Below are 25,225 nucleotides of genomic sequence, written 5' to 3' on the forward strand. Positions count from 1 at the left end.
TGTGGTGGCCGTCGGGGGTCGGGCTCAGGTGAGGGCGCAGACCAGCAGGGCGAAGGCGGCGACGATGACGGCGACGCGGGCGTAGTGGTAGCGGTCCCAGCGGTTCTGCTGCTCCTTCCAGTCCGCGGGCCGGTTCTCCGGGGTCCAGGTCTTGCTGCGGTTGTTGATCGGGACGAGCAGCAGGACCGACATCAGCACACTCACGACCAGCAGCGCGGCGGCGAGGACGACCAGGCCGGTGCCGGGGTGGTGCCGGCCGGCCACGGCCCAGACCGCGGCGAGGACCAGTGAGCCGATGTACCAGACCGGCATCACGGCGCCGAGCATCCGGCCTCCGTGGGCGCGGGCGAGGGTGGCGCTGTCCTCGGGCAGTCCGGCGAAGATCCGGTTCATCACGAAGGCGACGGAGAGCTCCACCCCGACCATCAGGCCGACGGACACGACGGTGAAGACCTCAAGTGCGGTGAGCATGGTTCCCCTCCAGGGATCTAGCGCTGCTAGCCGGTGAGGCAACGCTAGTACTGCTGCCGCTTGATTGTCTAGCGGTGCTAGAATCGAGTCATGTCGGTACAGGAACGCAAAGAGCGCGAACGGGCGGACCGCGAGCGCCTCATCGTGGCGACGGCCCGCGAACTCGCCGAGCAGCAGGGCTGGGACGCGGTCACCACCCGCCGGCTCGCCGAGCGCATCGAGTACAGCCAGCCCGTCCTCTACAGCCACTTCCGCGGCAAGCGCGAGATCATCGGCGCCGTCGCCCTCCAAGGCGCCACCGAGATGGCCGCGGCGCTGCGGGCCGCGACCGCCGCGGCGACCGTCACTGCGGACGGAGGCGCGGACGGCCTGCGCACCCGGGTCGCCGCGCTCGCCCGCGCCTACCTCGCCTTCGCCGAACGCAACCCGGCGCTCTACGACGCCATGTTCCGCCTCGACGGCGGCCTGGCCTTCGCGCAGGAGGACACCCCCGAGCAGTTGAAGGACGCCTTCGCGGCCCTGCTGGAGACCCTGGCCGAGGCCGCCGGCGACGGCGTCGACCCGGGGCTGTTCACCGAGACGTTCTGGGCCGCCCTCCACGGCCTGGCCACCCTCACCCGCGCGGGACGGCTGCCCCCGCAGGACACCGAACGCAGGCTGGAGTTGGTGGTGGAACGGCTCGCCGTCCTGTGAGCCGCCTTCCAGAGCCGCCCGGCTCGCTCGGCCCGCCCGGCCGGGCAGTCCTCCGAGGAGCAGCCGCCCCTGTCCACTGCGGCTGCGGATCTCCGGAGCCGTGTACGCAGGCGGGGGAGTAGGGCGGAGATCGAGGGAGGGGCGGTGTCGTGGACGCCGCCGACACGGACCGTGCGAACCACGGTTGCCGAGCGGTCGCCTTCCCCTCGCAGCGGACGGCCTGGACGACCGCGACCGTCACTCCTCGCCGTCGTCCGTCCGTCGCCGCAGCCCGTCGAACCGCGGCCGCCGGGAGGGCGGCCCGTCGAACAGGCCCCGCACGTTGTTGGCGACCCCCAGGTAGCGGTGCTCCTCCCCGACGGGCACGATGCGCTCGCTCCGCGCGAGGAACGCCACGACCGCGTTCGCCGGGATCCGGAGCACCGCCGTCGCCTCCTCCCCGCTGAGCGAAATGAACAGGGTGCCCCGCTCCCCGTCCGGATCGGGGCTGGGAAACACCGACACATCGCCCCCGCCGGCCCACGTCGTCGTACCCGCGGACAGCAGGTCCCGGGCGAAGGTCCACCGCACCGGCGCACCCGCGTGCACCTGCATGTCCAGATGCACCGCATACGGCTCCACCGGGTCGTACCGCAGGCAGGTCGGAACCGGCACCGCCAACCCCGGCGCCACCACGACCTCCGCCTCCACCCGCGTCACCACACCGCCCGCCGCGGTGCGCTGACGCGGTACACGCCCGCCCGTCACGACACCGCCCCGATCACCACGACCCGCCGCAACCCGGATCCGGCCGCCCTGCCGCGCTGCCGCCGTGCGGTCGACAGCGGGCCGAACCGGGGCGGCTGCACCAGGCGCTCCCACTCCGGGTCCGCCGTCCCCGGCACCGCGCGGCCGGCGGCACGCCACTGCGCCTCCAACGTCGAGAACAGCGGCCAGTCCTGACGAAACGTTTCCGCACTCGGATTGAAGAATTGATCAATTTCCACACCGCATCCAACGACGCGGGCAGCGGCCGGTCACGCACTCGATGCGCGTGGCGGCGACCAGGGCCGACGGGTGCCGCTACGGCCGGACCACCTGACGGACGTGGGGGCGGCTACCGGCCCGCCGGGCGCCTCCTCCGCCCACCGGACCCGCCGCCCGGTCGAAGCCCCTTGCCCGTCCGGCCGCATGGCTTGGCGGATGCGGCCGCGCGCCGCTCGCGGTCCTCACCGCGACGCGACCGGCAGAACCCATGCGCTGCCGGCCGGTGACGTGGCGTGGAGTCGCAGGTGCCGACGCGGGGTGGAGCAGCTCGGCAGCTCGCCGGGCTCATAACCCAGAGGTCGCGGGTTCACATCCTGTCCCCGCTACCAAACCGGGCCCGGTGCGTGTGAACGCACCGGGCCCGGACCCGCGCCTGTCGCTGGCTACCCTCCCTGCCTGTCGCCTCAGGCGTGGCGGCGGGCCCAGAGAGGGGTGACCAGTCCGATCAGGACGGCGGCGGCGCCGACCTGGAAGATGTGGCGGATCCAGTCGATCCCGTCGGTGTCGGCGACGCCGAACGCGCTCGCCAGGAAGTTGCCGATGATGCCACCGACGATACCGAGCAGGATGGTGAGCCACAGCGGGATCGGCTGGCGCCCGGGAATGACCAGCTTCGCCAGCAGACCGATGACCAGACCGGCGATGATCGCCCAAAGAATCGACACAGGGTCCTCCTCCACTCGCGACGTCCGCGGCCCGTGCGGGCCGCGGACGTCGCATGCCCCTGAAACCGCTCTTGATGCATGCCGAGTCGTCCGTCGCGTTCGCGGCAGTGCTCCGCAAGGGCGGAGAGGAGACGGAGGCGAACGGGCGGGCTCCGACGCGCCGCCTTCCGGGCGGGACACCGTCGACCGGCATCTCGCGCAGAGAGCGACGCCGAGCAGCTGGTCGCCACTCCCGCCGGCCCCGAGTACGAGGGAGCGAGAGCAGTCCCACAAGGAATTCACAGGATCGATCCCCGCGGTGTGGAAAGGGAAGTGATGGCCCGTCACACGCGGGACGCATGGCTCGGTTTGCGCTCCACGAGGCACCCGGGCGGGTCTGCACCACTCGATCCTGAGGGGGGGATCTTGAGCTCAATGCATCGCGGACGCCTGAGGATCGCGGCCGCCGGGGAGTCCTCGTCCTGGCCGCCGGCGCTCTCGCCACCGCCCCGAGCACCGCCGTCGCACTGCCGTGTCCGACTCCGCACCGGTGTCGGACCCCGACGCCGCGCCGCCCGGCGCCGGCGGGTGCCCGACCGTCGTCCTGCCCAGCAGGTCCGAGCCGCCCGAAAACAGCTCGTCGACAGCGCCCCGGCACGTCATCCTGACCTCATGGGAGACAGGGCCAACGTCATCGCGGTCCGCGAGGACGGTACGTACGAGCTGTACCGGAGCGGCTGGGCGGTCGGCATCGACCTCGACCTGCTCGACGGGCCGGAGGCGGTCCTCGCCATGCTGCCGGGACTCCGCCAGGACGGCTGGTGGCTGGACGACACCATGGCCCAGGGCGGAGTCCTGCTCGACCTCGGGCGGAAGGTCCTCCTGTTCTTCGCATGGGAGGGGCCGAGCACCGAGCTGCGCCACCGCGCGGCCACGTTCGAGCTGGTCCGTGCGGCGTGGCCGGGCTGGGAGGTCCGCTGGCTCTACGACGGCGCGGCAGAACTGCGCGCGTACGTCGGGCTGGATCCGGAGTTCGTCCGCGACCGCGGTGCGCGCCTCTCGCGGGCACCTTTCCTCGCCCCGGGAGACGAGGACCTGGCCGGCCCCGACCCGGGCGGTGTGGTGGTCACGGTCGGCGACCGGGGCTGCCACATCGCCTCCGACGCCTTCGACCACCCCGTCCGCGAGGGGGAGCACCTGCTCGGCCGACTGGCGGACGCGCCCGGACACGGCGTCTGCCGCCTGCACGTCAACTCCGGCATCCACCTCGACCCGGAGCACCGCCGACTGGGCTGGTGGTCCCTCTACTCCTCCCCGCAGGCCTACCGGGTACCGGAGTTGTGGCCGGGCTGGACGGTCGAGTTCTGGCAGGACGCATGGGAACGGCACGTCCGGGCCGCCAGCCGCTTCTCCCCGGCGCCGTTCGACGACGGAGCGGAAGCCGTGGCCGCGGTGCTGGCCGAGGCCCAGGAGCGCCGGGACACCCGGGCCCGCCACCGTGCGGAGGTCATGCGCCTGCGAACCGCGTCGGCCCGTCCCCGGGCGGACTGACCGGAACCGGCCCGGTGGAGTTCCCCGACGACGGCGCCGACACCGGGGAACTGCTCGGCGAGTCCACCCCGGACCGCGGCCCGGCCCACGAGGTGCGGGTCTCGCCCGACGGCCGGTACCTGGCCACCTGGCACCTGGGCAGCGCATCCGTCCTCGTCCGGGAAGCCCGCCGCCTCGTCCGCTGACGCCGCCGCCGAGGAGCACCGGCTCCGGAGGTCGGGCGGGTGGTGAAGCGCAACGGCTTCCCAACGGAGCTTCGCGCCGGTCAGCATGGAAGTCCGTCGACGGCCGGGGGTGGGGATGAGCGAGGGTGGGGACGGCCCGGGCGGGCCGCGACCGGAGCAGGTCGGACCCGTGCCGTGGCTGGCGCTGGCCTGCCTGGTCGGGCTGCTTCTGGCCTACGGCGTGTTGGCGAACTTCACGGGAGAGCCGCGGGCGGCGCTGTGGGGCGAGACCGGGACCGTGACCGGAGTCTCCTGCCGGACGTACGACAACACCATGGTCAATGCAGGAGTGACGACGGGCTGCTCGGGCACCTTCACCCCGGACGGCGGCGGCTCGTCGTTCGATGTGAGGGTTGGGGGCGACGTCCGCTCGCAACCGGTCCGTGCCCGGCTGGTTGACGGTTCGCCCGCCACCGCGTACGTCTCGCCGACGCTCTGGTCGGGGGTGCTCCCGGTGGGGATCGCCCTCCTCGTCGCCGGTGTCCCCGCGGCGGCGACGGTGGAGTACGCGCGCTTCGTCCGAGCGCGGCGCGCGAGGTCGATCCCACCCGCCCGGCCCGCTCCGAGCGCGGACGACCCCGGGCTCTCGGACTTCTGATCGCACCGTGCCGCCGGAACCCCAGCAGCGGGCCTCCTGCAGCCCGTCATGTTCGTCCTGAGCGCCGATCCCACGCTCTGGCCGAGCGGCACGCAACACCTCCGGACGCCCCCGGCGCTTGCCCGGCGGGGGCCGGGGCCACATCGCCGGGTTGCTGTGCGAAGCCGTCCCGGCTTCAGGGGCTGACCTTCGCCGCCGACTCGCTGCCGCCCCGCCGTGACCGCGAGGCCCGGTCCGCCCTGCTGGAGCGCACGTTCGCAGGCGTCGGATGGCGCACGGCCGAGTTCCTGACCGCCGCCCGGCAGGCCGAGGACTTCGCGCTGGACACCTTCGACCAGATCCGGATGCCGAACTGGCGCGACGGCCGGGTGGTGCTGCTCGGCGACAGCACCTGGTGCGCGAGCCCCCTCAGCGGCCTGGGTACGGCGCTGGCACTGCGCGGCGCGGCCGAACTGGCCGCGGCGCTGGACGCGGCCGGTGTCCTCGCCGACCCCGGCCGGCTGCCCACCGCACTGGAAGCCTTCGAGCAGGCCATGCGCCCGAGGATCGCCTCGGCCCAGCAGCTGCCGCCCGGCCGGGTCGCCTCCGTGGCGCCCAGGACGGCGCTCGGCATCCGGGTCAACGCGCTGGCGATGCGGCTGCTCCGGTCCCGGGCGCTGCGGCCGCTGGTGCGGCGGGCGATGGCGGGTACCGAGCACGGCCGTACCCCGGGAAAGGTGACGGTGACGACGGCCGCGGCACCCGCGGGGTGACGGGACGGCACCGGGCGGAACCCGAAGGGCGCTGCCCGGCACCTTCGCGCCGCCCGCCGTGCCGTCGGCCGGCCGGCAGCTGTCCCCGTACCGTGCCCAAGGAGGATGACGGCGTGAGCGCGGCCGGGGGACACGGCGGACACGGGGGCGTCGTGAAGTCCTGGACCGGGGGCAGCGTGCCCTCCCTGGTCCTGCAGGAAGCCAGGCCGGCGGTAGCGATCGTCTTCCTGCCGCGTTCCGCCTGCGGAGCGGCACTGGGCGCGCCACACCGGACAGAGACCGGTACGGGCCGGATGGTGTCGGCGGTGTCAGGACGGTGTCGGCGGGGACGGTGCGAGCCGGTTCGCGAGGGCCGTCTTCGCGTCGGGCCAGTCCGGGCTGGTGATGCTGTACACCGCGGAGTCGCGGATCCAGCCGTCGCGCATGACCATGTGCCGGCGCAGGGTCCCCTCGTGGACCGCACCGAGGCGGGCGATCGCGGTCCGGGACCTGTCGTTGCGGACGTCGGTGAGGAACTCGACGCGGTTCATGCCGTGGGTGTCGAAGGCGTGGCTCAGCATCAGCAGCTTGGCCTCGGTGTTGACAGCGGTGCGCTGCCAGGTGCGGCCGAGGAAGGTGAACCCGATCTCGAGTCTGCGGTTCGGCAGGTCGATCGCCATGAACCGGGTCGAACCGGCGACGCGTCCGGTGGCCAGGTCGATCGTCGCGTACGCGAGCTGGGTGCCGGCCGAGCGGGCGGTGAGGGCGTCGTCGATGAACGCACGCACGTCGCGGGGGTGGGGGACCAGCGTCACCTGCAGGTTCCACAACTCGCCGTCGCTGATCGCCTCGCACAGGCCGTCGTGGTGGTCGTGGGTGAGTGGTTCCAGTCGTACGCGGGTGCCCGCCAACGTCGTCGCCTGCAGTTCCATGCCCTGACCCCCGGATGATCGGCCGACTCGGCGTGGACGCTACCGGGGTTGACCGGCCGGGCGTCGGGGCGACCAGCATGCGGGCGGGCCTCCTCGGGCCCGGTACTCAGGCGCCGAGGTGTCGTGAAGCACGCGCTGCCCGCTCCGCCCGCGCCGCGGCTTCCCGCTCCGGATCGCCGTACCACCACCAGTTGTACGCCACCGGCGCGGCCGGGACGGCGAGGAGAACGCCGCCCTCGCGGTGCCCGGACCGGGGTGTCAGGGTGCGGGGGCGGGACGTTCTCCGGAGCGGCGTTCGACGAAGCGGGTGAGGAGGACGACGTTGCGCGGGGCGGAGCGGTCGCCGGCTATCCGGGTGAACAGCAGGTTGGCCGCGGTGCTGCCGATCGCCACCGGGTCCTGGCTGACGACGGTCAGGGGCGGGTCGAGCCGCTTGGCGAGCGGCAGGTCGTCGAAGCCGACGACGGCCATCGGGGCGGGGCGGCCGGTGCTCCGCGGCCCGCCGTCGTCCTCCATGCCGTCCAGGACGCCCTGGGTGATCAGGTCGTTGCTGCTGAACAGGGCGGTCGGCGGTTCGGGCAGGGCGCCCAGCGCGGCGAGGGCGAGCCGGGTGTCCACCGGGGAGCGCAGCCCGTGCCGCACCAGGGCGGGGTCGGTGGGCAGGCCGTGGGCGGCGAGCGCGTCCTGGTAGCCGGCGTAGCGCTCGCTCTGGGTCCAGATGTTGTGGCGGTCGCCGAGGTAGGCGATCCGGGTGTGGCCGTGGCCGAGCAGGTGGGTGACGGCACGTCGGGCGCCGTCCCGGTTGTCGACCGTGACGGTGTCGACGTCGAGGTCCTTCGCGGGCCGGTCGACGCAGACCACCTGGGTGCCCGCCTCCAGGGCGGTGCGCAGGAAGCCGTGGCTGCCGATGGTAGGAACCATGATCAGGCCGTCCACCTGCCGCGCGGTGAAGGCGGCGATCACGTCGCGCTCGCGGCGCGGTTCGTCATTGGTGCTGCCGACCAGGACGACGTAGCCGCGCCGGTGCGCCTCGTCCTCGATCGAACGGGCCATCAGGGCGTAGAAGGGGTTGGCGAGGTCGTCCACGACCAGGCCGATGGCGGAGGTGCCGAGCCGTTTCTGCCGCAGGTTGCGGGCGTTGTCGTTGCGCTGGTAGCCGAGTCGGCGCACGGCCTGTTCGACCTTGGCGGCGGTGTCGGGCGAGACTCCCGGGGTCTGGGAGACCACACGGGAGACCGTCATCAGACTGACCCCTGCGGCCTGGGCCACGTCCTTCATCGTCGGGCGCTTCAACAGGCTTCCTCCTCGGCGGGCCCGGTACGTCCGCTGGCCGGGGCGGGCGTCGGCGGTTGAATCCTACGACGCCCGCCGGCCGGTTCCGGGGGGTCAGCAGGCGGCCCGGTAGACGTACTTGGCTACCGCGGGGTCGTCGATGTTCGCCTTGGTGATGGCGACCATGGTGGTGCCGATCCGCGCGGTGACCGGCTTCCTGCCGATGGCGGCGAGCGCCTGGTCGACGCCCTGGACGCCGATCCCGGCCGGGTCCTGGTCTCGGCCCCGAGCAACACCGGCGGCAACACCGCCACCCGCATCTACGAACTGGAGGTCCACGCCACCGGACCGGGCACCGGGTCCGGGCCCATCACCTCCGGCCTGAACAGCGCGAAGTGCCTCGACGACTCCTCCTCCTCCGCCACCACCAACGGCAACAAGATCTCCCTGTGGGACTGCAACGGCAGCGCCGCCCAGAACTGGACGCCCACCGGCGACACCCTCCGGGTCGTCGGCAAGTGCCTGGACGTCTCCAACTCCGGTACCGCCAGCGGCACCCCGGTCCAGTTGTGGGAGTGCAACGGCACCGCCGCCCAGCAGCGGCAGGCCACCGGTGGCACCCTGGTCAACCCCAACTCGGGCCGCTGCCTTGAGTCCCCAACTCCGACACCACCAACGGCCTGCAGGTGCGCATCTGGGACTGCAACGGCACCGCCGCCCAGAAGTGGAACCTCCCGGCCACCACCTGACCACCCCCCGCCCACCACCTGACCACCCCGACGCCGCCCGCCCCCAGCCGGGGACGGGCGGCACCGCCGTACCCCGTGGGGGCCCGAGCTGTCCTCCCACGACGCGACGCGACGGCTCCGTGCGCCCGTCCGCCTGTGCGTCTGTGTGCCTGTACGCCGACGGGGGCGCGGACCGGAGCCGGTCCTCGTCCGCGGCGGGCACCGAGGCGCCGGGCCCGCGGTGGCCGCGCCACCGCCCCGCCGCAGCTCGCCGTCCGTCCGTCGGCGGACCGCCGTGCCTGTGCCGTCGTTCCTGCCGGCCGGGTCCGGCCCGGTGCGGGCCGGGAGGCGCGGGGGCGTCTGATGACCTGTTGGCAGGGTGTGGTGGCGACGGGGTGCTGCCGGGCGGATGATTCCCGGGCAGCGCGACGGCGCGTTCGGCCGGTTGTCGCGGGTGCGCGGATAGCGTGTCGACGCGGTCCTGCTCCCGGCGGCGGCCGGGCCGGTGCGTGTGCGGGCTCCGTCAGCGGCCTCACCGCACCAGCCGGGTCGGCCCGGTTGCACGGTTCAGCCGGTGGGTGGCGGCCCGGTCCGCGGGTGGCCCCCACCTGTAGGGAGTGAGGGGTAACACCGGTGGAGTCTGATGTCGAGACCGAGCTCTCGCCGACCGCTTCGACGCGTAGGTCGGTGATCCGCGGTCTGGTGGCGGCCGGTGTCGCCGCGGGGCTGGGCACCCGGTCGTCGTCGGCGACGGCGCGCCCGGCCTTCGTCTCGGACGCCTTCGCCACGGACCCTGTGGACGACTGGGACTCCTTCGCCGCCCGGGTGCGGGAGGAGTTCACCGCGATGGGCCTGGTCGGCGCCGCAGTGGCGGTGGTCAGCGGGGACCGGGTCCTGCTGAGCCTGCCGCTCGGTGTACGTGACCCCGAGAGCCGGGCGCCGGTCACCTCGTCGACCCGGTTCCTGGTCGCCTCGACGACCAAGTCGATGACTTCGCTCCTCGCCGCGACCTACGTCGACCGGCGCCGGCTGCCTGGGACCAGCGGGCGGTCGACGCGTGGCCGGGCTTCCGCGCGCCCACGGACGAGCTGACCCGTTCGCTGAGGGTCCGTGACCTGCTGGGCATGGCCACCGGTATCGGGGAGCCGCCGGCGCTGTCCGGCCTGCACGAGGGGGACCCGACCGCGCCTCAGCTGCTCCACTCCCTGACCACCCTTCCGGTGACCGCTCCGCCGAACACCGCCTACCTCTACAACAACACGGTGTACTCCGTCGGCGGCTACCTCCCGCTGCTGGCCACCGGGGTGCCCGGCGACGCGCTGACGGGCAGGTTCGCCGACGAGATGCGGGAGCAGGTGTTCGGGCCCACCGGCATGGCCGGCGCCCGGATCGCGGACGACCCCCGCGGGCTGGTCACCGACTTCATGCGCGGCCACGTCCCCGACCTCACCGGCGCCAACAGGCCGCTCGCCTTCGGGCCGGTCGGTAGCTACGCCCCGGCCGGCGGCACTCTCGCCTCCCTCGAGGACATGGCCGCGTACGTCCGCCTGCAACTGCGGGGCGGGGTCTCGGTGGACGGCCGCCGGGTGGTGTCGGCGGCCAACCTCGCCGAGTGCTGGGAGCCGCACATTCCGGTCCCCGTCTCGCCGGACCTCGACCCGGACGTCACCGCGTCCGGCTACGGGATGGGTTGGATCCGCAACCGGTTCTGCGACGGTACCCCACTGGTCTGGCACAACGGCGGGATCGACGGCTTCACCTCGTACATCGGCTTCCTGCCCGAACACGACCTCGGGCTGGTCGTGCTGAACGGGACGAACCCGAGCCCGACCGGGCCGTACTTCTACCTGTACGTCCTCAACCTGCTGCTCAGCGAACGGTTCGGCCTGAACAAGGGCGTCCCGGAGAAGGTCCACGCCGCGTACCTGGCCGCCCTGGAGGACCTGCGCGCCCTCGGGCGCCGGACCGCGCCGACCGACCCCGGCGCCACCGCGCCGTACCTGGGGCACTACGAGGGCGGATACCGCCTCACCCGGAACGGCCGTGACCTGTTCCTCCAGCTCGGCCCGCGGACCATGCCGCTCGGCGTCCTGCCGGACGGCAGCTACGTGGCGACGGGCGGGCTGCTGGTCGGGAACGAGGTCCGCCTCACCCCCGACGTCGACGGCACCCCTCGGATCGAGGTGGTCGGCTTCGAAACCGTCCGCCGGACGGTCGGACTGTAGACGCCCGCCGCCTGCCCGCCCGCCCCGACGCCCACCCCGCGGCGACCATCACGGCCGCCCCCGTGCCAAACCCTTCTACCTTGCGCTTGCGATGGGGGCGGTGCACGGTGGGAGTGAAGGGCCTGAAAACGCGAAAGGGCCCTCACCGGCGCGGGGCGAATTGAACGACCCGACATCTTCCCGGCTGGTCCACCTCTCACTGCGGCGTGTTCGCGGCGCGGCGCGGTACCGGCGTGTCCGGGCGGGAACACCCGCCGAGCGCCGCATTCCCCGGTGCCGGAGCCATGCGCCCATGCCCAGCAGAGAGGAGCATGATCATGGGCCTGCAGCCTTTCCCCGGCGCAGATTTCTTCCACGACGGACAGGTCAGCCCGATCATCACGGCGATGGGCCAGCGCCTCGTCGAGGAAGGGTGCAGCCGCTACCAGGTGGGGCCCGGCCCCGCGTGGAGCAGCGCCGACCAGGACTCGTACGCCGCCTTCCAGCGCAAACTCGGATTCTCCGACGGTGACGCGGACGGCATCCCCGGGCAGACCTCCTGGGACCGCCTCCACGTTCCGTCCGTCAACGGAGGCCCCCACCGCGCCTCCTCGCCGGTCCCCGGCCACGGCATCACCACCGCCTACCACATCAACGGGCCGCACTGGAGCCTCGGCTACCACACCGGCGCCGACTACGCCGCCGACAACGGCACACCCTGCGTCGCCGTCCTCGACGGCTCCATCAGCCGCACCGGCACCGACGCGAGCTTCGGGAACTACCTCGTCCTGCGCGCCGACAACGGCACGGACTACTGGTACTGCCACCTCTCCGAGCGCGACGTCGGCGACGGCGCGGGCGTCGGAGCGGGACAGCGGGTCGGCCTGGTCGGTCAGAGCGGCAACGCGACCGGCCCGCACCTGCACTTCGAGAGGAGGCCCGCCGGCGGCGGCTTCGGAAGCGACATCAGCCCCGACTGGTGAACCCACGCGCGGTGACCGGGGGCGCCGGCACGCTGCTCCCGGCCCGCCCGGCCGTTCGCGGTCACCCGTGACCGTCCGGCTGTCCGCACAGAGCCCGACGCAACCTCCACGACAGCTCGGGCACCACCGGCCGACCGCCGGGGCAAAGACCGGTGGCAGCCGGCGTCGCACGGCGTGCCGGGCCGTCAGGCACCAAGGGGGTCGAAGCCGAGGATCCGGCCCGGAGCGCGGGCCGCGCCCCGCGCGAAGGCCCGGGCATCGCCGGGAAGGCCGCGGTCGCGGCGCACAGGGCGGCGCGTTCCTCCACGGCCGGATCGAGGTCGTCCGGATGTGTGGCGGGGCCCGGCCGAGGGGGGATTCGGCCGGGCCGCCGCGTCACTCGTGTGCCCCGTGCCCGCGCTTTCATGCGGTGGCGGCATTCGGTGGTGCCCCTTTTCGATGAATCTGCTGGCTTTCCGTCACCGGCGCAAGGGGTGGAAGGCGGGCAAAGAGGTGCGCACGAGTCCGGGTCGCCGGACTCTGGGGACGCATACGGTGCGACCGGCGACCCGGCTGTACGGGAACGGTGCGATGATCATCACCGCTCACGACGTACCGTCAACCGCTTCGGGGGAGTAATGAAGTCCCGCGTTCCCGTACTCGCCGCTGCCGCCACGCTGCTGGCGGCGGCAGCAGTCACCGCCGCGCCACCGACCACTGCCGCGGCCGCCACCCCACGGCCGGTGGTGCGGGTGCTGCCACTGGGCGACTCGATCACCTACGGGGTGGGCAGCTGCACCGGCGCCGGCTACCGCCTTCCCCTCCAGGGCATGGCGGAGACCGGGGGCCGCTACCACCTGGACTTCGTGGGTTCGGCGCAGCCGGCGGGTCACATGGTCGACCCGCAGAACGAGGGCCATCCCGGCAAGGAGATCGCCGAGATCGGCGACGGGGTCCGGCAGGGCTGGATCACCGCGGCCCGTCCGGACGTCGTCCTGCTGCACATCGGCATCAACGACCTGGCCAACAACGACCGGCCCACCGAAGCCCCCGACCGGGCGAAGGCGTTGATCGACCAGATCTTCGCGGCGCAGCCGGGTGTCACGGTGATCATGCAGGGGCTGATCCCCACCTCGCAGGGCTGGGGCAGCAGCCCCGCGAACCTCTCCTTCCTGATCGCCGACTACAACACGCAGCTGCTGCGCTTCCAGGCGACCGAGCAGCAGCAGGGCAAGCACTTCCTGTTCGTCGAAGCGCCCGGCCTCACCCCGCTCGGCCAGAGCGCGCCCGCCGAGCTGGCCGACGCCCTGCACCCCAACGACGCCGGCTACCGCCGGCTCGCCCAGAACTTCTCCACCGCCCTCGACCAGGCCTGGGGTGCCCGCTGGTTCACCGGCACCGCGGGGCTGCCCAACCCCGCCGCCCAGCCCGACACGGTCCACCTGGTCACCGTCGCCCCGGCCCCCGACCGGGCCCTGCGCAACACCGAGGGCGACTACGCGGCCGGTTCGTGGAGCGCCTGGCAGGGCATGGACCGCGGTTCGATCACCGAGGTGGCCTCGGCCGCTACCCGCAGCACCAACCACGTCTTCGCTGTCACCACGTCCGGCCAGCTCCTGGAGAAGGACGGCAACTACGCCACCGGACAGTGGTCCAGCTGGTTCCAGCCGGACATCGGCCCGCTGCGCGAGGGGGTGGTCCCCGCGGCGATCGCCGCGTCCTCGTACGACGACGTGGTGCACCTGGTGGCGGTCGGCACGGACGGGCACCTCTACAACTCCGACGGCGACTGGGCGGCCGGCCACTGGAACGGCTGGACCGACCACGGCGGCAGCTTCACCCGGGTGGCGTCCGCGATGACCGCGGACCGGGTGAACCACATCTTCGCGATCGAGTCGGGCAGCGGCCTGGTCAAGGAACTCGACGGCGACTACTGCCACGGCGCCTGGAGCAACTGGCAGACAGCGGGCAAAAACGGCCTGGCCGCGCTCGACGTGGCCGCCTCGGGGGACGGCGACACCGTCCACCTGAGCGCGATCCGCACCGACGGCGGCTGGTCCACCACCGACGGCGACTTCGACACCCGCAGCTGGAACGACTGGACGCCGATGGGCGACCGGAACCTGGAACGGATCGCCTCCGCCTCCGCCAACCACGTGAACCACGTCTTCTTCACCACCACCGACCACCGCCTGGGGGAGAGGGACGGCGACTTCACCACCGGCAGCTGGAGCGCCTGGGGCGCCCCCACCGGCGCCGGCGACGCGATCGGCATCAGTGCAGCCTTCACCCTCTGACACACCGCCACCCCCCACTGCGGGCCCGGTACCACCGCTCCACGGGCAGCGGTGCCGGGCCTGCTCGCCAACCCTTCCGGGCGTCGCGACGGGCCGGCCCGGCCCGTAGAACGATCTCGGCGGCCAGACGGCGGGGCCGCCCTGGTAGGCGGACACTCCATCAGGGTGGCGGGCATGGTGGCCCAGGACGTGGCGCCGTCATGGATCGACGCCGAGGTGCCGTCCTCGTCGACCGCTGTGGCCACCTCGACGTCGGGCAGGGCGAGGCGCGGGTGGAAGCGCAGCCTCCATCCGCGCCCAGCGGGGCGAGGTCGCTGAGGTCGCTGCGGCGCTCGGCGTCGGCCCGCACCTCGGCGAAGCCCGGCGGCGAGTGGCGGTGCGGTCGGGCACGAACTGCGCGAGGCCCTGGAACCAGCCGGACGCGCTCATGTGATCAGCGGCGACGGTGAGGGCGGCGTGACCGAGCCGGCCCCACGGCACCACTGGGTGTACTGACCACGGAGGTCGGTGACAGGGCGCACGACGTGGTGATCTTGGAATGAGTGAGGGGCTTCTGGCTCGGTGGGGATTGCGACATCTGCACCGGCTCCCAGAAAGGCCCTCGTGCCACACCGTAACGCACCGCTGACCGAGACCGGGCGCCTGCGCCTGGCCCGGTGCGGTGGGCAAGCAGCGCCGCGTTCCACCCAGACAGGCTGGTGCCCGGCTCCAGCACCCGCATGCCCTCCTCGACCTGCGGGGAGTCCAGCATGTCGACCACCAGTGCTTGCGCGGACAGGCTCGAGGTCGGCAGGACCGCGGTGAGCTGGGTGGCCGCGGCCGCATGCGGATCCGCGTACAGCAGCTCCGCCCAACGGGCCGGGCCAGTGTGCCGGTCGACGCCCTGCCAGGCGTGCCCGTCCCAGTGCCGCAGCAGCGCCGGCGCGAACCGGTCCCGCGGAAGAGCGGCGACGGCCGTGCGGATCCACGGCGAGCGCTCCGGCCACAACCCAGCTCTCGCCGTCGCCGCATCCAGACGCCCGCGCCACGCCCCGACGTCCGCCGCGGCGGGGGCCGTCCCGACCGCGGTCACCCTGCGCGCCCCTACTCCTTGTGCTTGCCGTCGCCGGGCGGCTGCGGGGGAGCCTGCCCGTCCGCGTTCCCCGGAGGCGGTGTGCCCTGACCCGGGTCCGGCGCCGGCTTCTCGTGCTCGCGCAGGGTCGTGTCCCCTCCCTGCCGGCGACCGCCCGACATCCCCGGCGACCCGAGGCCCATCGTGCCCGCTGCCCCGCCCGGCGGGAAGAGCGCGTCGGCCGGTCTCACCCGTCCGTGGCGGCAAGTTTCCAAGGGGCGGCCCATGTCGGTCCGCCGGCCCGATACGAGTCGCTGAGACCTCGTCGGCCACTTCGGCCGCTACACCGACCGCGCCGACGGCTGGGCGGAGGCCGGACGGGCGGGGCCGATCGGACGAACCCGGCGCCCGTCGGGGTGACGTACCGTCACCGACCGGCGTGCTGAACGGTACCGCGCGGTGCACGCGTCCCTACTCTGAGACGCCCAGGACCGGTGCGGACCGGCTTCCCGACTTTCGAACGGTTGAACGCATGCGAGTGAAGACCCGGAGCTGGCGGGTGTGGGCCGGCATCGGCGCCGTACTGGTCAGCGTCACTGCGACCACCGGCGCCGCCGTCCCGCAGAAGGGGCCGCGTCAGGACCTCGGACCGGCGATCAGGGCGATCCTGGACAAACCGCGGTACCAGCACTCCCAGTGGGGCATCCTGGAGCAGGACCCGCAGACCGGCCGGACGATCCACGACCTGCAGGGCGGCAAGTTCTTCATCCCCGGCTCCGTCGCCAAACTGATGAGCGTCTCCGGCGCGTGGGACACCCTCGGCGGCGACCACCGCTTCACCACCCCGGTCAACGCCCTCGGCAGCCGCTCCGGCTCCGTCCTCACCGGCAACCTGGCGATGGTCGCGCAGGGCGACCTCACCATGGGCGGGCGGACCGCGCCGGACGGCCAGGTCTCCTACACGCCCATCGACCACACCTACGCCAACGACGTCCCGGGCGCCACGCTCACCCCGGAGGACCCGCTGGCCGGCCTCGACTCCATCGCGCAGCAAGTCCGTTCGGCCGGCATCACCCAGGTCCGCGGCGACGTCGTCGTCGACCCGCGGTTGTTCACCGCCGGGCCGCCGCTCGACCCGGCGCCCACCCCGATGATCGTCAACGACAACGTCATCGACCTGCTCACCACCCCGACCGCCCCGGGGCAGGCCGCTCAGCTGTCCTGGCGGCCGCAGGTCGCCCCGTACCAGGTCACCTCGGACGTGCGGACCGTCCCGGCCGGCGGCACCACCGACATCCAGGTCTCCGCCGACCCGGACGGCACCCGGATCACCCTCTCCGGCACCATCGCTGCCGACGCCGACCCGGTGCTGCGGATCTCGCACGTCCAGGACCCGAACGCGTTCGCCCGCACCGCCCTGATCGAGGCGCTCGCCCGGGCCGGCGTGACAGTCGACGCCCGGCCGGTCGGGCCCAACCCGGTGGACCTGCTGCCCGCTTCCTACCCGGAGGGCTCCCGGGTCGCCGCCTACGTCTCACCGCCATTCGAGCAGTACACCCGCCTCATCCTCAAGGTCAGCCACAACCTCGGCGCCAACCTGGCGATCTGCCTGATGGCCGTCTCCGCCGGCAGCCACGACTGCCTGGACGGCTTCCCCGTCCTGCGGACCTTCCTGGAGCGGGCCGGCGTCGACCTCACCCAGGTCCAGCTCGCCGACGGCCGCGGCGGCGACCCCGTCGACCGGATCACGCCCGTCGCAGTCAACCAGATCCTCGCGCACTGGCTGCGCACCCCCGAGGCCGACACCTTCCGCAACGCCCTGCCGATCCTCGGTGTCGACGGCACCCTCGCGGACAACTGCACCGACTGCCCGGCCAAGGGCAAGGTCTGGGCGAAGACCGGCACCGTCGCCGGCTTCGACCACCTCAACCAGCAGCTCGCCGTCGGCGCGGAGACCGTCGCCGGCTACCTGGACGCGGGCAACGGCCGGCTCCACACCTTCTTCGTCGGCGTCAACAGCACCCAGGCGGCCGACTTCGGCGACTTCCTGGAGGTCATCGACGACGTCACGAACGTCGCCGCGCTCCTCCAGCAGCAGGCCGCCCGCCACCCGCACCACTGACGGGGCACCGCCACCACCGGGGCGCGGACGGCACGGCTGTCCGCGCCCTGCGGCGTGCCGCCGATACCCGGTGGCCCGGCGGCACCGCGCCCGACCACAACGCGGGAAGCGGACCAGGCTGGTCCGGCGGCCCGACAAGGCGTCGAGCGCCCCGGTGTCCCGAGCCGCCCGCCACTCCTGGATGCGGGAGCGGTACAGGCGCCACGGCGCAGCACCGTGCCTTTTTCGCCCTCCGGCGCGGCGTCGTGCTCGGCGACGATCCGCAGCTTGTACTCGGGGCTGAGGGTGCGGCGCTTCGGCTTCGTGAACGGGCAGCACCGCACACAGGCGATGTCGGATGCGGGGGTGGGCCGCACTGTGGTCCTGGGCATGGTGCGGCCGACGTCGTCCTGACGTCGGCGCGTCCCGCTCGGCGGACTGGTCGCGGTCTCAGCCGGATGGCGGTTGTCCTCGTCGGCACCGTTGGCGCCGTTGGCGCCGTCGGCGCCGACGGCGGCGCGCGAGGCTGGAAGGATGCCCTGGTGCGATGGCGCTACGGCCGCGGCGGAGCCCGCTACTCCCTGCTGGAGGCGCTGGAGGCACCACAGCCACTCGCCCACGTAGCCGGTCACGCCGGTGGTGTCGTTGGCCTCGAACACCGGCCCGGCGCACAACAGGACGTGTTCGCGATCCGGGCCGTCGAGCTTGGTGCCGGCCGGAACGTTGTCGCGCCAGAGCTGGTAGCCGGGCTCGTCCACGTCGGTACGGGCTCTCATGATCTTGTCGGCGATGGTCCAGGCAGCTGCGGCGCGGTCCTCGGATTCCTGCTGGGTGGTCATCACCAGCTCCCACGGGCATACCTGATCCTGGCCGCGGGGTTCCCGCCGGGTGAGGTCGACCAGGCGGCTGCCGACGGCGCTGGCATGCTGCATCGCCTGCTGCGCCGGTATTCCCGATCCGCCCCCGCCTTCCGTCCGTGGCCCGGTGTCGGACCGTGCGGCGAAGGCATGCGGTCATCCTGTCGAGTAGGTCGAGCACGGGGCAGTTCGGGTCGGGCCGGCCGGGGAGGGATCCGCCGGGGTGGGATCAGCTGGTGAGGGCGGTGGGTACGAAGGCTGCCAGCCAGACCAGTACGAAGGTTCCGCACGTCATCACCGGTACCAGGAAGCGGGTCTCGAAGCGGTTCCCCGTCCGTTTGATCAGTACCAGCTCGAACCGCCGCCCGTACGGCCACAGCAGTGGCACACCCTGCCGGGTGAGGAAGTCGCCCAGCAGGTGGGCCAGGGTGCCGAGCACTACCGTCCAGGGCAGCCACGCTCCGGTCCCGGGGAGCCAGGTGTCGACCGAGGCCGTTCCGATCGCGGCCAGGCCGATGGTGGTGGCCCGCGAGTGGGTGCAGCGTCCGGGGGTGTGCGAGCGCAGGGCGTGGACGGCGAGCAGGAGCAGGGCGAAGGTCAGTCCGTCGGTGAAGCCGCGCTGCCAGCGGGTCACGCCCGCCAGGCTTCCCGCGCCCACCAGCGCGACGAAGAGCAGGGAGTGGGTGGCGTGCCGGTGTCCTCCGGAGAGCCGGGCCACCGCGCGGCAGAGGAGCCGCGTGAACGGTCCGAAGAGGTTGGCCACCGTTCCGTCGTGGTGGTCGAGGTCGGGTAGCAGGGCCGCGCCCGCGCTCAGCAGCGCGCCGACCAGGACCTCGCCGGGGAGCAGGGGGCGTCCGGCCGCGACCGGTGCGAGGAAGGGGGCTGCCGCCGCGAACACGAGTGCTCCGCTCACGGCGTGCGAGTGGCCCATCATGCGTGTCCGCCCCCTGCGTGCCAGCCGCCCGTCGGCGTCCCGGCAGCACTCGCGGGAGGACCGGCGGACGGTTTCCGTCAGCGGTCGACTGCCCGTTGACCGGCCGTCCATGCGCGGGCGCGGCGGTCGGTGATCACTCCGCGCCGCCGCCCGGCAGCGGATCCCGGACGAAGGTGCAGGGCAGCAGCGGTCCGTGCAGCCCGAGGTGGCAGTCCTCGCCCCACTGCTCGGCCGGCTGCCGCCCGGCGGCGGTGAACTCCTCGCTGCGGTCCGCCTCCACCAGGAAGGAGACGCTGACGAAGTCGTCGCCGCGGGCCCGTTCTCGTGGGCCTCCCGCGCGAACGGGCGCAGCGCCTCCACCGCCTGCACCGCGGCGGTCCCCTCCCGCGCCGAGACCTCCCGGGCCACGAGTTCACCCAGCCGCACCTTGGCGCCGGGGTCGTTGCTCGCCCGGCTCTCCTCGTTCGGTTCCCGCGTCTGGGTGGAGTCGTCCAGGATCTGCCGGAGCATGGCGTCCTCCTCGAACTGTCCCTTGAGCAGGTACTCGGTGCAGCCCGCCAGGTCGTCGAGGCATCGGCGGCAGGTGTCGGCGTGCTCCGCGAGCACGCCCCGCACCTGTTCGCCGTCGGAGGCGGCGGCGCCGAACTGCAGGGCAGGACTGTGCCGTCCGCCATCGGATCGCCATGGACACTGGGGAGACTGCGGCTCGGACCGGGGGGCACGGCCGCATCAACGCGGATTCGGCGATTTGGTCCGCTTGGTCTCAGGCCGCGTAGTCGAGGCGGGCCAGGTCGGCGTGGTCGGGATCCCAGGGTGATGGCGCCGGCTCCCGCTCGTCGTGCGTCAGTGCCAGCTGCGCGGGCAGGTGAACGGGACGCCCCGTGAGGTGGTGCAACCTCCAGCGCGGCCCCGGCGAGGCACTCCCCTGTGCCAGGTCCGCCTCGAAGCAAGCAGGAAGCACCGCCTGGGCCCGGACCCGCACTCCCTGGTCCGAGGCAGCTTCGAAGACACGGTTTGGATCAGTGGTGACGGTCCAGCGCACCGCGGCGGGATCCGAACGGTCCACCGCACCCTGTCCATGCTCAACGGTAGGGCCAGGCCACCGTCCCGTAACAGTGTCCAGGAGTGACATCTGCTGCCGGCTCCCGGAACTGCAGGCATTCCGAATGGTGTTGGATGCGCCGGGTTCCTGTAGCGCGTGCTGGCGTATGTGCTTGGCCGGCAACTTTGCTTTCTTGCCGGGAGGCAGGGAAGTCAACCCCGGAGGTCGTCAAGCGCCGCACGTTCGCTGTCGCGCTGTTCTCCCACACCGGGGGCCGGATCCGGCGACAGGACGAACGGCGGCGGGCACCCCTGCTGGGAAGTGCCCGCCGCCGCGACCGCGCGTGGATGAAGCTCCTATAGATCGTCAAGCGGTCTGAAGGAGCGGTTGGGGGCTGATTGATGGCTGGACGAGGTGCTTGTAGACCTCGCGGGCGATGAAGCGTTTGAGGCAGCGCAGGATGTCCTTCTTGGACATGCCTTCGGCGGTGCGACGGGCGACGTATTCGCGGGTGCGTGGGTCATGGCGCATCCGGACCAGGGCGATGACGTGGAGGGCGTTGTTGGCTTGTCGGTCGCCGCCGCGGTTGAGACGGTGTCGGTGGGTGCGGCCGGAGCTGGCGGGAACTGGGGCGGCCGCGCACAGGTGCGCGAAGGACGCCTCTGACCTGAGCCGGTCGGAGTTGTCACCGGCGGTGATCAGGAGCTGGGCCGCGGTCTCGGTGCCGACTCCGGACAGTGCGACCAGTTCGGGGGCCGCCTGGGTGACCAGCGGTTTGAGCTCGGCGTCGGCGTTGGTGATCTCGTCGGTGAGGTACTGGTAGCGGCGGGCCAGGCGCCGCAGCGCGATCCTGACCGCGCCCGCCGGGTCGTGGGTGTGTGTGCCCGGCCGGGAGCGGGCCAGCTGTCTGATCAGCTCGCTGGTGGGCAGGCCGCGCAGCTTTTCGCGGACCTCTGCGGGGGCGGTGACGATGAGGTTGCGGATCTGGTTGATGGTCTGGGTGCGGGACTTGATGGCTGAGCGGCGGACGACCCGCAGGGACCGGATGGCCTCCACGATGCCGTCGCGGGTCTTGGGTGTGCCGCCGGCCCGGCCGGAGAGCACTGCGGTCGCGGCGGCGTAGGCATCGACGGGGTCGGACTTGCCGTTGGCCCGGCGGGCCCTGCGGTCGGGCCGGTCCACGTCGACGACGGTGACCTGGTTCGTCCGTAGGTGGCGGGCGAGTTCGGCTCCGTAGGCGCCGGTGCCCTCCACCCCGACGGCCATCAGATCGCCGTGCGAGCGCAGCCAGTCCAGCAGTCGCCGGTAGCCGTCGGGTGTGGTGGGGAACGACTCGGTCGCCAGGTGGCGGCCGATGGAGTCAATCACGGCGGCCTGGTGGAAGTCGGTGTGGGTGTCGACGCCGCCGACGACCGCTATGTGGTCTGACATGCTGGGCCCTGCTGTCCTTCCGTACGACGTGCGGGGGGATGGCACGCGCCGGTCGGGCGGCAGGACAAGACTGTGATGGGACCTTTGGCCGGGCTCCTATGAAGTCACAGGCGCCCGACCGGCCGCGTGCATAGCGGCACCGCTCGGACGGTCGACGATTCAACCGAAGGACAGCCGAAGCGTCAGTCAGAGGGAGGGTCAGACCGCCGAGCGATGCGATCTACATCCTCACAGTCAGAGGTGGTTGCGGTTGGTGTAGTAGTCGCCGACCTGCTGGCGGTACGCCGGGTCGTCGGTGTGCTCGTCCTTGTGGAACTCGGGGGAGTTCTTGATCTCCTCCTTGCTGCGGCCGACCCACACGGTCTTCTCGTTCGCGTCGACGCGGGTGATGACGCCCGCCGGGAGGAGCACCTCGCGGCCGAAGATCCACGGGCCGGTGTCCACCACGATGTGTGCGGTGTCGACGTCCTCGGTGTGCTTGTCCACCTTGCCGATGTGGCCGTCGGTGGCCTCCACCCGGAAGCCGGTCAGGTCGCTGCCCGCCACGTAGCCCCCGGCACCCTCGTAGCCCCACAGTCCGCTGCTCACAGCTGCCTCCTCGTCGGCTGGTCCTGCTCTGACGCGGGGGCGGCTACCCGGCGGCCGGGGGCGTATTCGCGCGACTTTCCCGGCCGGCGGTGTGCCGGCCGGTCAGAGTTCGGCGTCGCGACGGTTCGGGCGCCGGGGGGTGTCGGGGCGAATGTACGGGGCAGGCGGTGCGGCACCGGATGTCTGTGGAGGCCATGCTCATGATGTTCCTGATGTTGCTTGCGTTGCTGGCGGTCGTTGCTGTGGCGGCCGTCGAGGCGTCCATGAGCCCGAACGGGCGTCACCGCGGGCGCCGCCGGCTCGTGCACGCCGGGCCGGAGCACCGCGGTCCCGGCCGCCACCGTCGCTGACCCCGGGCCAGAGCGCCGTCCAGCCGCAAGGCCGTCCCCGTCCCCGCGGCTCGTCGGGCGCTGGTGCTCGCCGGGAACGCGCAGAGAGGCGCACAGCGCCCTCCGCTTCGGCGTACTGCCCGCCGTGGGCTCGACGGCGCCGAATGGGCAGTCGTCGTCGGCGGGCAGGGCCTACCGGTGCAGTACGTAGGGCAGGGCATCGCTCGTGAAAACCGGCACCCGGGCAGGCCGCAGTGAACACGGGCCGGCGCCAGGACGGCGAGCGCCTCCCGTGGGTCTCCAGCCGGCCGGGCGGACACGGGCTCCACGCGATCGCGATACTCGCCAGCCGGTGGGGCCACGCACTTCGCGCCGACGGCAGGGGCAAATCGTGTGGGCGCAGTTCGACATCCCCGGCACCTGAGCCGTTCCACCACCCTGCCGGCAGCCGGCAGGGCGCTCCTTCCCCCGTAGGCCACCGCTCGCGGGGTTGGAAGCGGCACTCCGGGTTAGATGGCAGCTCGTGCTGAGACTTCTGTGGATCGCCGGTTTGGTGTGCGGGTCGGTCGTCGCTGCGGCGGCGGCCTTCGTGGTGTCGCCCTGGTGGTGGCTGGCCGCCATCCCCTTGCTGGCGTTGACGGCGCTCGCGGGGGCGGATGTCCTGCAGACCCGGCATTCGGTGCTGCGCAACTACCCTGTGCTGGGCCACCTGCGGTTCGCACTGGAGGGCATCCGCCCCGAAGTCCAGCAGTACTTCATCGAGCGCAACGTGGACGGGCGCCCGTTCGACCGCGACACCCGCAGCATCGTCTACGAGCGGGCCAAAGGGACCGACGCGGAGGAACCGTTCGGCACCGAACTCGACCTGTACGAGAGCGGCCGCGAATTCCTCGTACCGTCCATGGCCCCGGTCGCCGTGCCCACGCGGGCCCCGAGGGTCCGGGTCGGCGGGACGCACTGCACCCGGCCGTACGACATGGCGCTGCTCAACGTCTCGGCGATGAGTTTCGGCTCCCTGTCGGCCAACGCGATCCTCGCTCTGAACACGGGCGCCGCGCTGGGCGGTTTCGCCCACGACACGGGCGAGGGCGGACTGTCGGAGTACCACCTGCGGCCCGGGGGAGATCTGGTGTGGGAGATCGGCACCGGCTACTTCGGCTGCCGCAACCAGGACGGGGACTTCGACCCCACCTTGTTCGCCGAGAAAGCGGCGCACCCACAGGTGAAGTGCGTGTCGCTGAAGCTCAGCCAGGGCGCCAAACCGGGCATCGGCGGCGTTCTGCCAGGGCCGAAGGTCAACGCGGAGATCGCGAAAGTCCGCGGTGTCCCGCAAGGAAAGACCGTCACTTCCCCGCCCTACCACCGGGTCTTCTCCACTCCACGCGAACTGGTGCAGTTCATCGCCCGGATGCGCCGGCTCGCGGACGGCAAACCGACCGGCTTCAAACTGTGCGTCGGCTCCCGCAGCCAATTCCTCGCGGTCTGCAAGGCCATGCTGGAGGAAGGAGTGACACCGGACTTCATCGTCGTCGACGGTGCGGAGGGCGGAACCGGCGCGGCCCCGCTGGAGTTCGCCGACCACCTCGGGATGCCACTGACCGAGGGCCTGATGACAGTCCACAACGCACTGGTCGGCTCCGGCCTGCGTGATCGCATCAAAATCGGCGCCAGCGGCAAGGTCGCCACCGGGAACGACCTGGTGAAACGCCTCATCCAAGGCGCCGACTACACCAACGCCGCCCGAGCCATGATGTTCGCCATCGGCTGCATCCAAGCCCAACGCTGCCACACCAACACCTGCCCCGTCGGCGTGGCCACCCAGGACCCCCGCCGCGCCCGCGCCCTGGACGTGGACGACAAATCCCAACGGGTGCGCCGCTACCAGGAAGCCACCGTCAAAAGCGCCCTGCAGATCATGGCCGCCATGGGAGTCGACCACCCCTCCCAACTGCACCCGCACATGCTCCAGCGCCGCCTCGACCCCCAGACCATCCGCTCCTACGCCGACCTCCACCCCTGGCTGGCACCCGGACAGCTGCTCCAGGACGCGCCCGAATCGTGGGCGCGCGACTGGAACAGCGCCGACCCCGACCGGTTCACTGTCTGACTTTTTGAAGGGACGTCCCGTGGCGGGAGTGTCTGCTTGACGGTGGATCATGGAATGCCGGGCGGGCTGCCGCCTGGGGATGGGGCCACCGTAGTGAGTGACGTGATGGGTCGTTCCGGATGGTGGCCGGCCTGGCGCTGCCTCTCGAGGCGCTCGCCGCGCGCCTGCGGCTGGCGGTGGAGCGCGCCTGGGAGGACCTGGGCGACCTGGACACCGTGATCTTCCGCATCGGCGGCCTGAACTTCGCGCTCAGCCTGCGGACGTACGGCAGTAGGAGACCTGGGTGTGGCTGCACCGCTCCCACGAGGACCGGGCGCCGCCCGGGAGGTTCTGCTGCACGCTCTTGGCGTGGGCCAGGAGGCGGTGGTGTTCACCGGCGGCCCGGAGGGGGGCTCCCACTACCGGGACGGTGAGGGCCCGGCAGAGCCGTGACAGCGGGGGCCGCGAGCCGC

The 25,225-nt window shown here is 72.5% G+C and carries 21 protein-coding genes, 1 tRNA gene and 3 pseudogenes; 14 read left to right on the top strand and 11 right to left on the bottom strand.

Annotation, left to right across the window (positions count from 1 at the left end):
* Positions 1–24: 24 nt before the first annotated feature.
* Positions 25–471: an anthrone oxygenase family protein gene (locus ABEB06_RS38740; RefSeq protein ID WP_345701654.1), complete on the bottom strand. Its 447-nt coding sequence runs from the start codon at positions 469–471 to the stop codon at positions 25–27.
* Between the two features lie 90 nt (positions 472–561).
* Here ABEB06_RS38740 and ABEB06_RS38745 point away from each other — a divergent pair, with 90 nt between their 5' ends.
* Complete coding sequence (locus ABEB06_RS38745; RefSeq protein ID WP_345701655.1) at positions 562–1,164, top strand: TetR/AcrR family transcriptional regulator; 603 nt, start codon at positions 562–564, stop codon at positions 1,162–1,164.
* Between the two features lie 237 nt (positions 1,165–1,401).
* Here ABEB06_RS38745 and ABEB06_RS38750 read toward each other — a convergent pair whose 3' ends face one another.
* Positions 1,402–1,854: an SsgA family sporulation/cell division regulator gene (locus ABEB06_RS38750; RefSeq protein ID WP_345701656.1), complete on the bottom strand. Its 453-nt coding sequence runs from the start codon at positions 1,852–1,854 to the stop codon at positions 1,402–1,404.
* 588 nt (positions 1,855–2,442) lie between these two features.
* On the opposite strand from ABEB06_RS38750, the gene ABEB06_RS38755 reads away from it, so the two are divergent.
* Positions 2,443–2,519, top strand: a tRNA-Met gene (locus ABEB06_RS38755).
* Between the two features lie 75 nt (positions 2,520–2,594).
* On the opposite strand, the gene ABEB06_RS38760 is transcribed toward ABEB06_RS38755, so the two are convergent.
* Positions 2,595–2,855, bottom strand: a complete 261-nt coding sequence (locus tag ABEB06_RS38760; RefSeq protein WP_345701657.1) for a GlsB/YeaQ/YmgE family stress response membrane protein — start codon at positions 2,853–2,855, stop codon at positions 2,595–2,597.
* Positions 2,856–3,506: 651 nt separating this feature from the next.
* Here ABEB06_RS38760 and ABEB06_RS38765 point away from each other — a divergent pair.
* The 4 genes from ABEB06_RS38765 (at position 3,507) to ABEB06_RS38780 (ending at position 5,959) form a co-directional block, all read left to right on the top strand.
* Complete coding sequence (locus ABEB06_RS38765) at positions 3,507–4,385, top strand: hypothetical protein (protein WP_345701658.1); 879 nt, start codon at positions 3,507–3,509, stop codon at positions 4,383–4,385.
* 14 nt (positions 4,386–4,399) lie between these two features.
* Positions 4,400–4,570 (top strand): hypothetical protein, encoded by a 171-nt coding sequence (locus tag ABEB06_RS38770; protein WP_345701659.1) that lies wholly within the window; start codon positions 4,400–4,402, stop codon positions 4,568–4,570.
* A gap of 115 nt (positions 4,571–4,685) precedes the next feature.
* On the top strand, positions 4,686–5,207 hold the full coding sequence (locus tag ABEB06_RS38775; protein WP_345701660.1) for a hypothetical protein: 522 nt from the start codon (positions 4,686–4,688) through the stop codon (positions 5,205–5,207).
* Positions 5,208–5,551: 344 nt separating this feature from the next.
* Positions 5,552–5,959, top strand: a complete 408-nt coding sequence (locus ABEB06_RS38780; protein WP_345701661.1) for a Rossmann-fold NAD(P)-binding domain-containing protein — start codon at positions 5,552–5,554, stop codon at positions 5,957–5,959.
* Between the two features lie 308 nt (positions 5,960–6,267).
* On the opposite strand, the gene ABEB06_RS38785 is transcribed toward ABEB06_RS38780, so the two are convergent.
* The 3 genes from ABEB06_RS38785 to ABEB06_RS38795 form a co-directional block, all read right to left on the bottom strand.
* A complete protein-coding gene (locus tag ABEB06_RS38785) occupies positions 6,268–6,870 on the bottom strand; it encodes a GNAT family N-acetyltransferase (protein ID WP_345701662.1) in 603 nt (200 codons plus the stop codon).
* Positions 6,871–7,128: 258 nt separating this feature from the next.
* Positions 7,129–8,163: a LacI family DNA-binding transcriptional regulator gene (locus ABEB06_RS38790; RefSeq protein WP_345701663.1), complete on the bottom strand. Its 1,035-nt coding sequence runs from the start codon at positions 8,161–8,163 to the stop codon at positions 7,129–7,131.
* Positions 8,164–8,256: 93 nt separating this feature from the next.
* Positions 8,257–8,481, bottom strand: a complete 225-nt coding sequence (locus ABEB06_RS38795; RefSeq protein WP_345701664.1) for a hypothetical protein — start codon at positions 8,479–8,481, stop codon at positions 8,257–8,259.
* Positions 8,482–8,523: 42 nt separating this feature from the next.
* On the opposite strand from ABEB06_RS38795, the gene ABEB06_RS39470 reads away from it, so the two are divergent.
* The 7 genes and pseudogenes from ABEB06_RS39470 (at position 8,524) to dacB (ending at position 17,506) form a co-directional block, all read left to right on the top strand.
* A complete protein-coding gene (locus ABEB06_RS39470; protein WP_425559836.1) occupies positions 8,524–8,913 on the top strand; it encodes a ricin-type beta-trefoil lectin domain protein in 390 nt (129 codons plus the stop codon).
* 590 nt (positions 8,914–9,503) lie between these two features.
* Complete coding sequence (locus ABEB06_RS38805) at positions 9,504–9,962, top strand: serine hydrolase (RefSeq protein WP_345701666.1); 459 nt, start codon at positions 9,504–9,506, stop codon at positions 9,960–9,962.
* Entirely contained in the window at positions 9,959–11,095 is a 1,137-nt protein-coding gene (locus tag ABEB06_RS38810; protein WP_345702117.1) for a serine hydrolase domain-containing protein, read from the top strand. Before ABEB06_RS38805 ends, ABEB06_RS38810 begins: the two co-directional genes overlap by 4 nt.
* 326 nt (positions 11,096–11,421) lie before the next feature.
* Positions 11,422–11,661, top strand: a pseudogene (locus ABEB06_RS38815) (peptidoglycan-binding protein); the annotation flags it as partial.
* 102 nt (positions 11,662–11,763) lie between these two features.
* Positions 11,764–12,057 (top strand): annotated as a pseudogene (locus tag ABEB06_RS38820) (M23 family metallopeptidase); the annotation flags it as partial.
* 617 nt (positions 12,058–12,674) lie between these two features.
* Positions 12,675–14,333: a GDSL-type esterase/lipase family protein gene (locus ABEB06_RS38825; RefSeq protein WP_345701667.1), complete on the top strand. Its 1,659-nt coding sequence runs from the start codon at positions 12,675–12,677 to the stop codon at positions 14,331–14,333.
* 1,583 nt (positions 14,334–15,916) lie between these two features.
* A complete protein-coding gene (dacB, locus tag ABEB06_RS38830; protein WP_345701668.1) occupies positions 15,917–17,506 on the top strand; it encodes a D-alanyl-D-alanine carboxypeptidase/D-alanyl-D-alanine endopeptidase in 1,590 nt (529 codons plus the stop codon).
* Positions 17,507–18,571: 1,065 nt separating this feature from the next.
* Here the strand turns inward: dacB and ABEB06_RS38835 are convergent.
* The 4 genes and pseudogenes from ABEB06_RS38835 to ABEB06_RS38850 form a co-directional block, all read right to left on the bottom strand.
* Complete coding sequence (locus tag ABEB06_RS38835) at positions 18,572–19,276, bottom strand: metal-dependent hydrolase (RefSeq protein WP_345701669.1); 705 nt, start codon at positions 19,274–19,276, stop codon at positions 18,572–18,574.
* 133 nt (positions 19,277–19,409) lie between these two features.
* Positions 19,410–19,891: pseudogene (locus ABEB06_RS39475) on the bottom strand (GvpL/GvpF family gas vesicle protein).
* Between the two features lie 793 nt (positions 19,892–20,684).
* The gene (locus tag ABEB06_RS38845; RefSeq protein WP_345698020.1) at positions 20,685–21,749 is read right to left on the bottom strand and encodes an IS110 family RNA-guided transposase; all 1,065 of its coding nucleotides are present in this window, start codon (positions 21,747–21,749) and stop codon (positions 20,685–20,687) included.
* Between the two features lie 234 nt (positions 21,750–21,983).
* Positions 21,984–22,337 (bottom strand): PRC-barrel domain containing protein, encoded by a 354-nt coding sequence (locus ABEB06_RS38850; protein WP_345701670.1) that lies wholly within the window; start codon positions 22,335–22,337, stop codon positions 21,984–21,986.
* Between the two features lie 852 nt (positions 22,338–23,189).
* On the opposite strand from ABEB06_RS38850, the gene ABEB06_RS38855 reads away from it, so the two are divergent.
* Entirely contained in the window at positions 23,190–24,773 is a 1,584-nt protein-coding gene (locus tag ABEB06_RS38855; RefSeq protein ID WP_345701671.1) for an FMN-binding glutamate synthase family protein, read from the top strand.
* Between the two features lie 249 nt (positions 24,774–25,022).
* Here ABEB06_RS38855 and ABEB06_RS38860 read toward each other — a convergent pair whose 3' ends face one another.
* Positions 25,023–25,172, bottom strand: coding sequence for a hypothetical protein (locus ABEB06_RS38860; RefSeq protein ID WP_345701672.1), 150 nt, complete (start codon positions 25,170–25,172; stop codon positions 25,023–25,025).
* Between the last annotated feature and the right edge of the window lie 53 nt (positions 25,173–25,225).

Source organism: Kitasatospora terrestris (assembly GCF_039542905.1).
Taxonomy (GTDB): domain Bacteria; phylum Actinomycetota; class Actinomycetes; order Streptomycetales; family Streptomycetaceae; genus Kitasatospora; species Kitasatospora terrestris.

Excerpts from the sequence above, each read along its gene's own strand:
- ABEB06_RS38775 (WP_345701660.1), top strand. The coding sequence starts at position 4,686 with ATGAGCGAGGGTGGGGACGGCCCGGGCGGGCCGCGACCGGAGCAGGTC.
- ABEB06_RS38780 (WP_345701661.1), top strand. The coding sequence starts at position 5,552 with ATGCCGAACTGGCGCGACGGCCGGGTGGTGCTGCTCGGCGACAGCACC.
- ABEB06_RS38740 (WP_345701654.1), bottom strand. The coding sequence starts at position 471 with ATGCTCACCGCACTTGAGGTCTTCACCGTCGTGTCCGTCGGCCTGATG.
- ABEB06_RS38785 (WP_345701662.1), bottom strand. The coding sequence starts at position 6,870 with ATGGAACTGCAGGCGACGACGTTGGCGGGCACCCGCGTACGACTGGAA.
- ABEB06_RS38835 (WP_345701669.1), bottom strand. The coding sequence starts at position 19,276 with ATGATGGGCCACTCGCACGCCGTGAGCGGAGCACTCGTGTTCGCGGCG.
- ABEB06_RS38765 (WP_345701658.1), top strand. The coding sequence starts at position 3,507 with ATGGGAGACAGGGCCAACGTCATCGCGGTCCGCGAGGACGGTACGTAC.
- ABEB06_RS38825 (WP_345701667.1), top strand. The coding sequence starts at position 12,675 with ATGAAGTCCCGCGTTCCCGTACTCGCCGCTGCCGCCACGCTGCTGGCG.
- dacB (WP_345701668.1), top strand. The coding sequence starts at position 15,917 with ATGCGAGTGAAGACCCGGAGCTGGCGGGTGTGGGCCGGCATCGGCGCC.
- ABEB06_RS38745 (WP_345701655.1), top strand. The coding sequence starts at position 562 with ATGTCGGTACAGGAACGCAAAGAGCGCGAACGGGCGGACCGCGAGCGC.
- ABEB06_RS38845 (WP_345698020.1), bottom strand. The coding sequence starts at position 21,749 with ATGTCAGACCACATAGCGGTCGTCGGCGGCGTCGACACCCACACCGAC.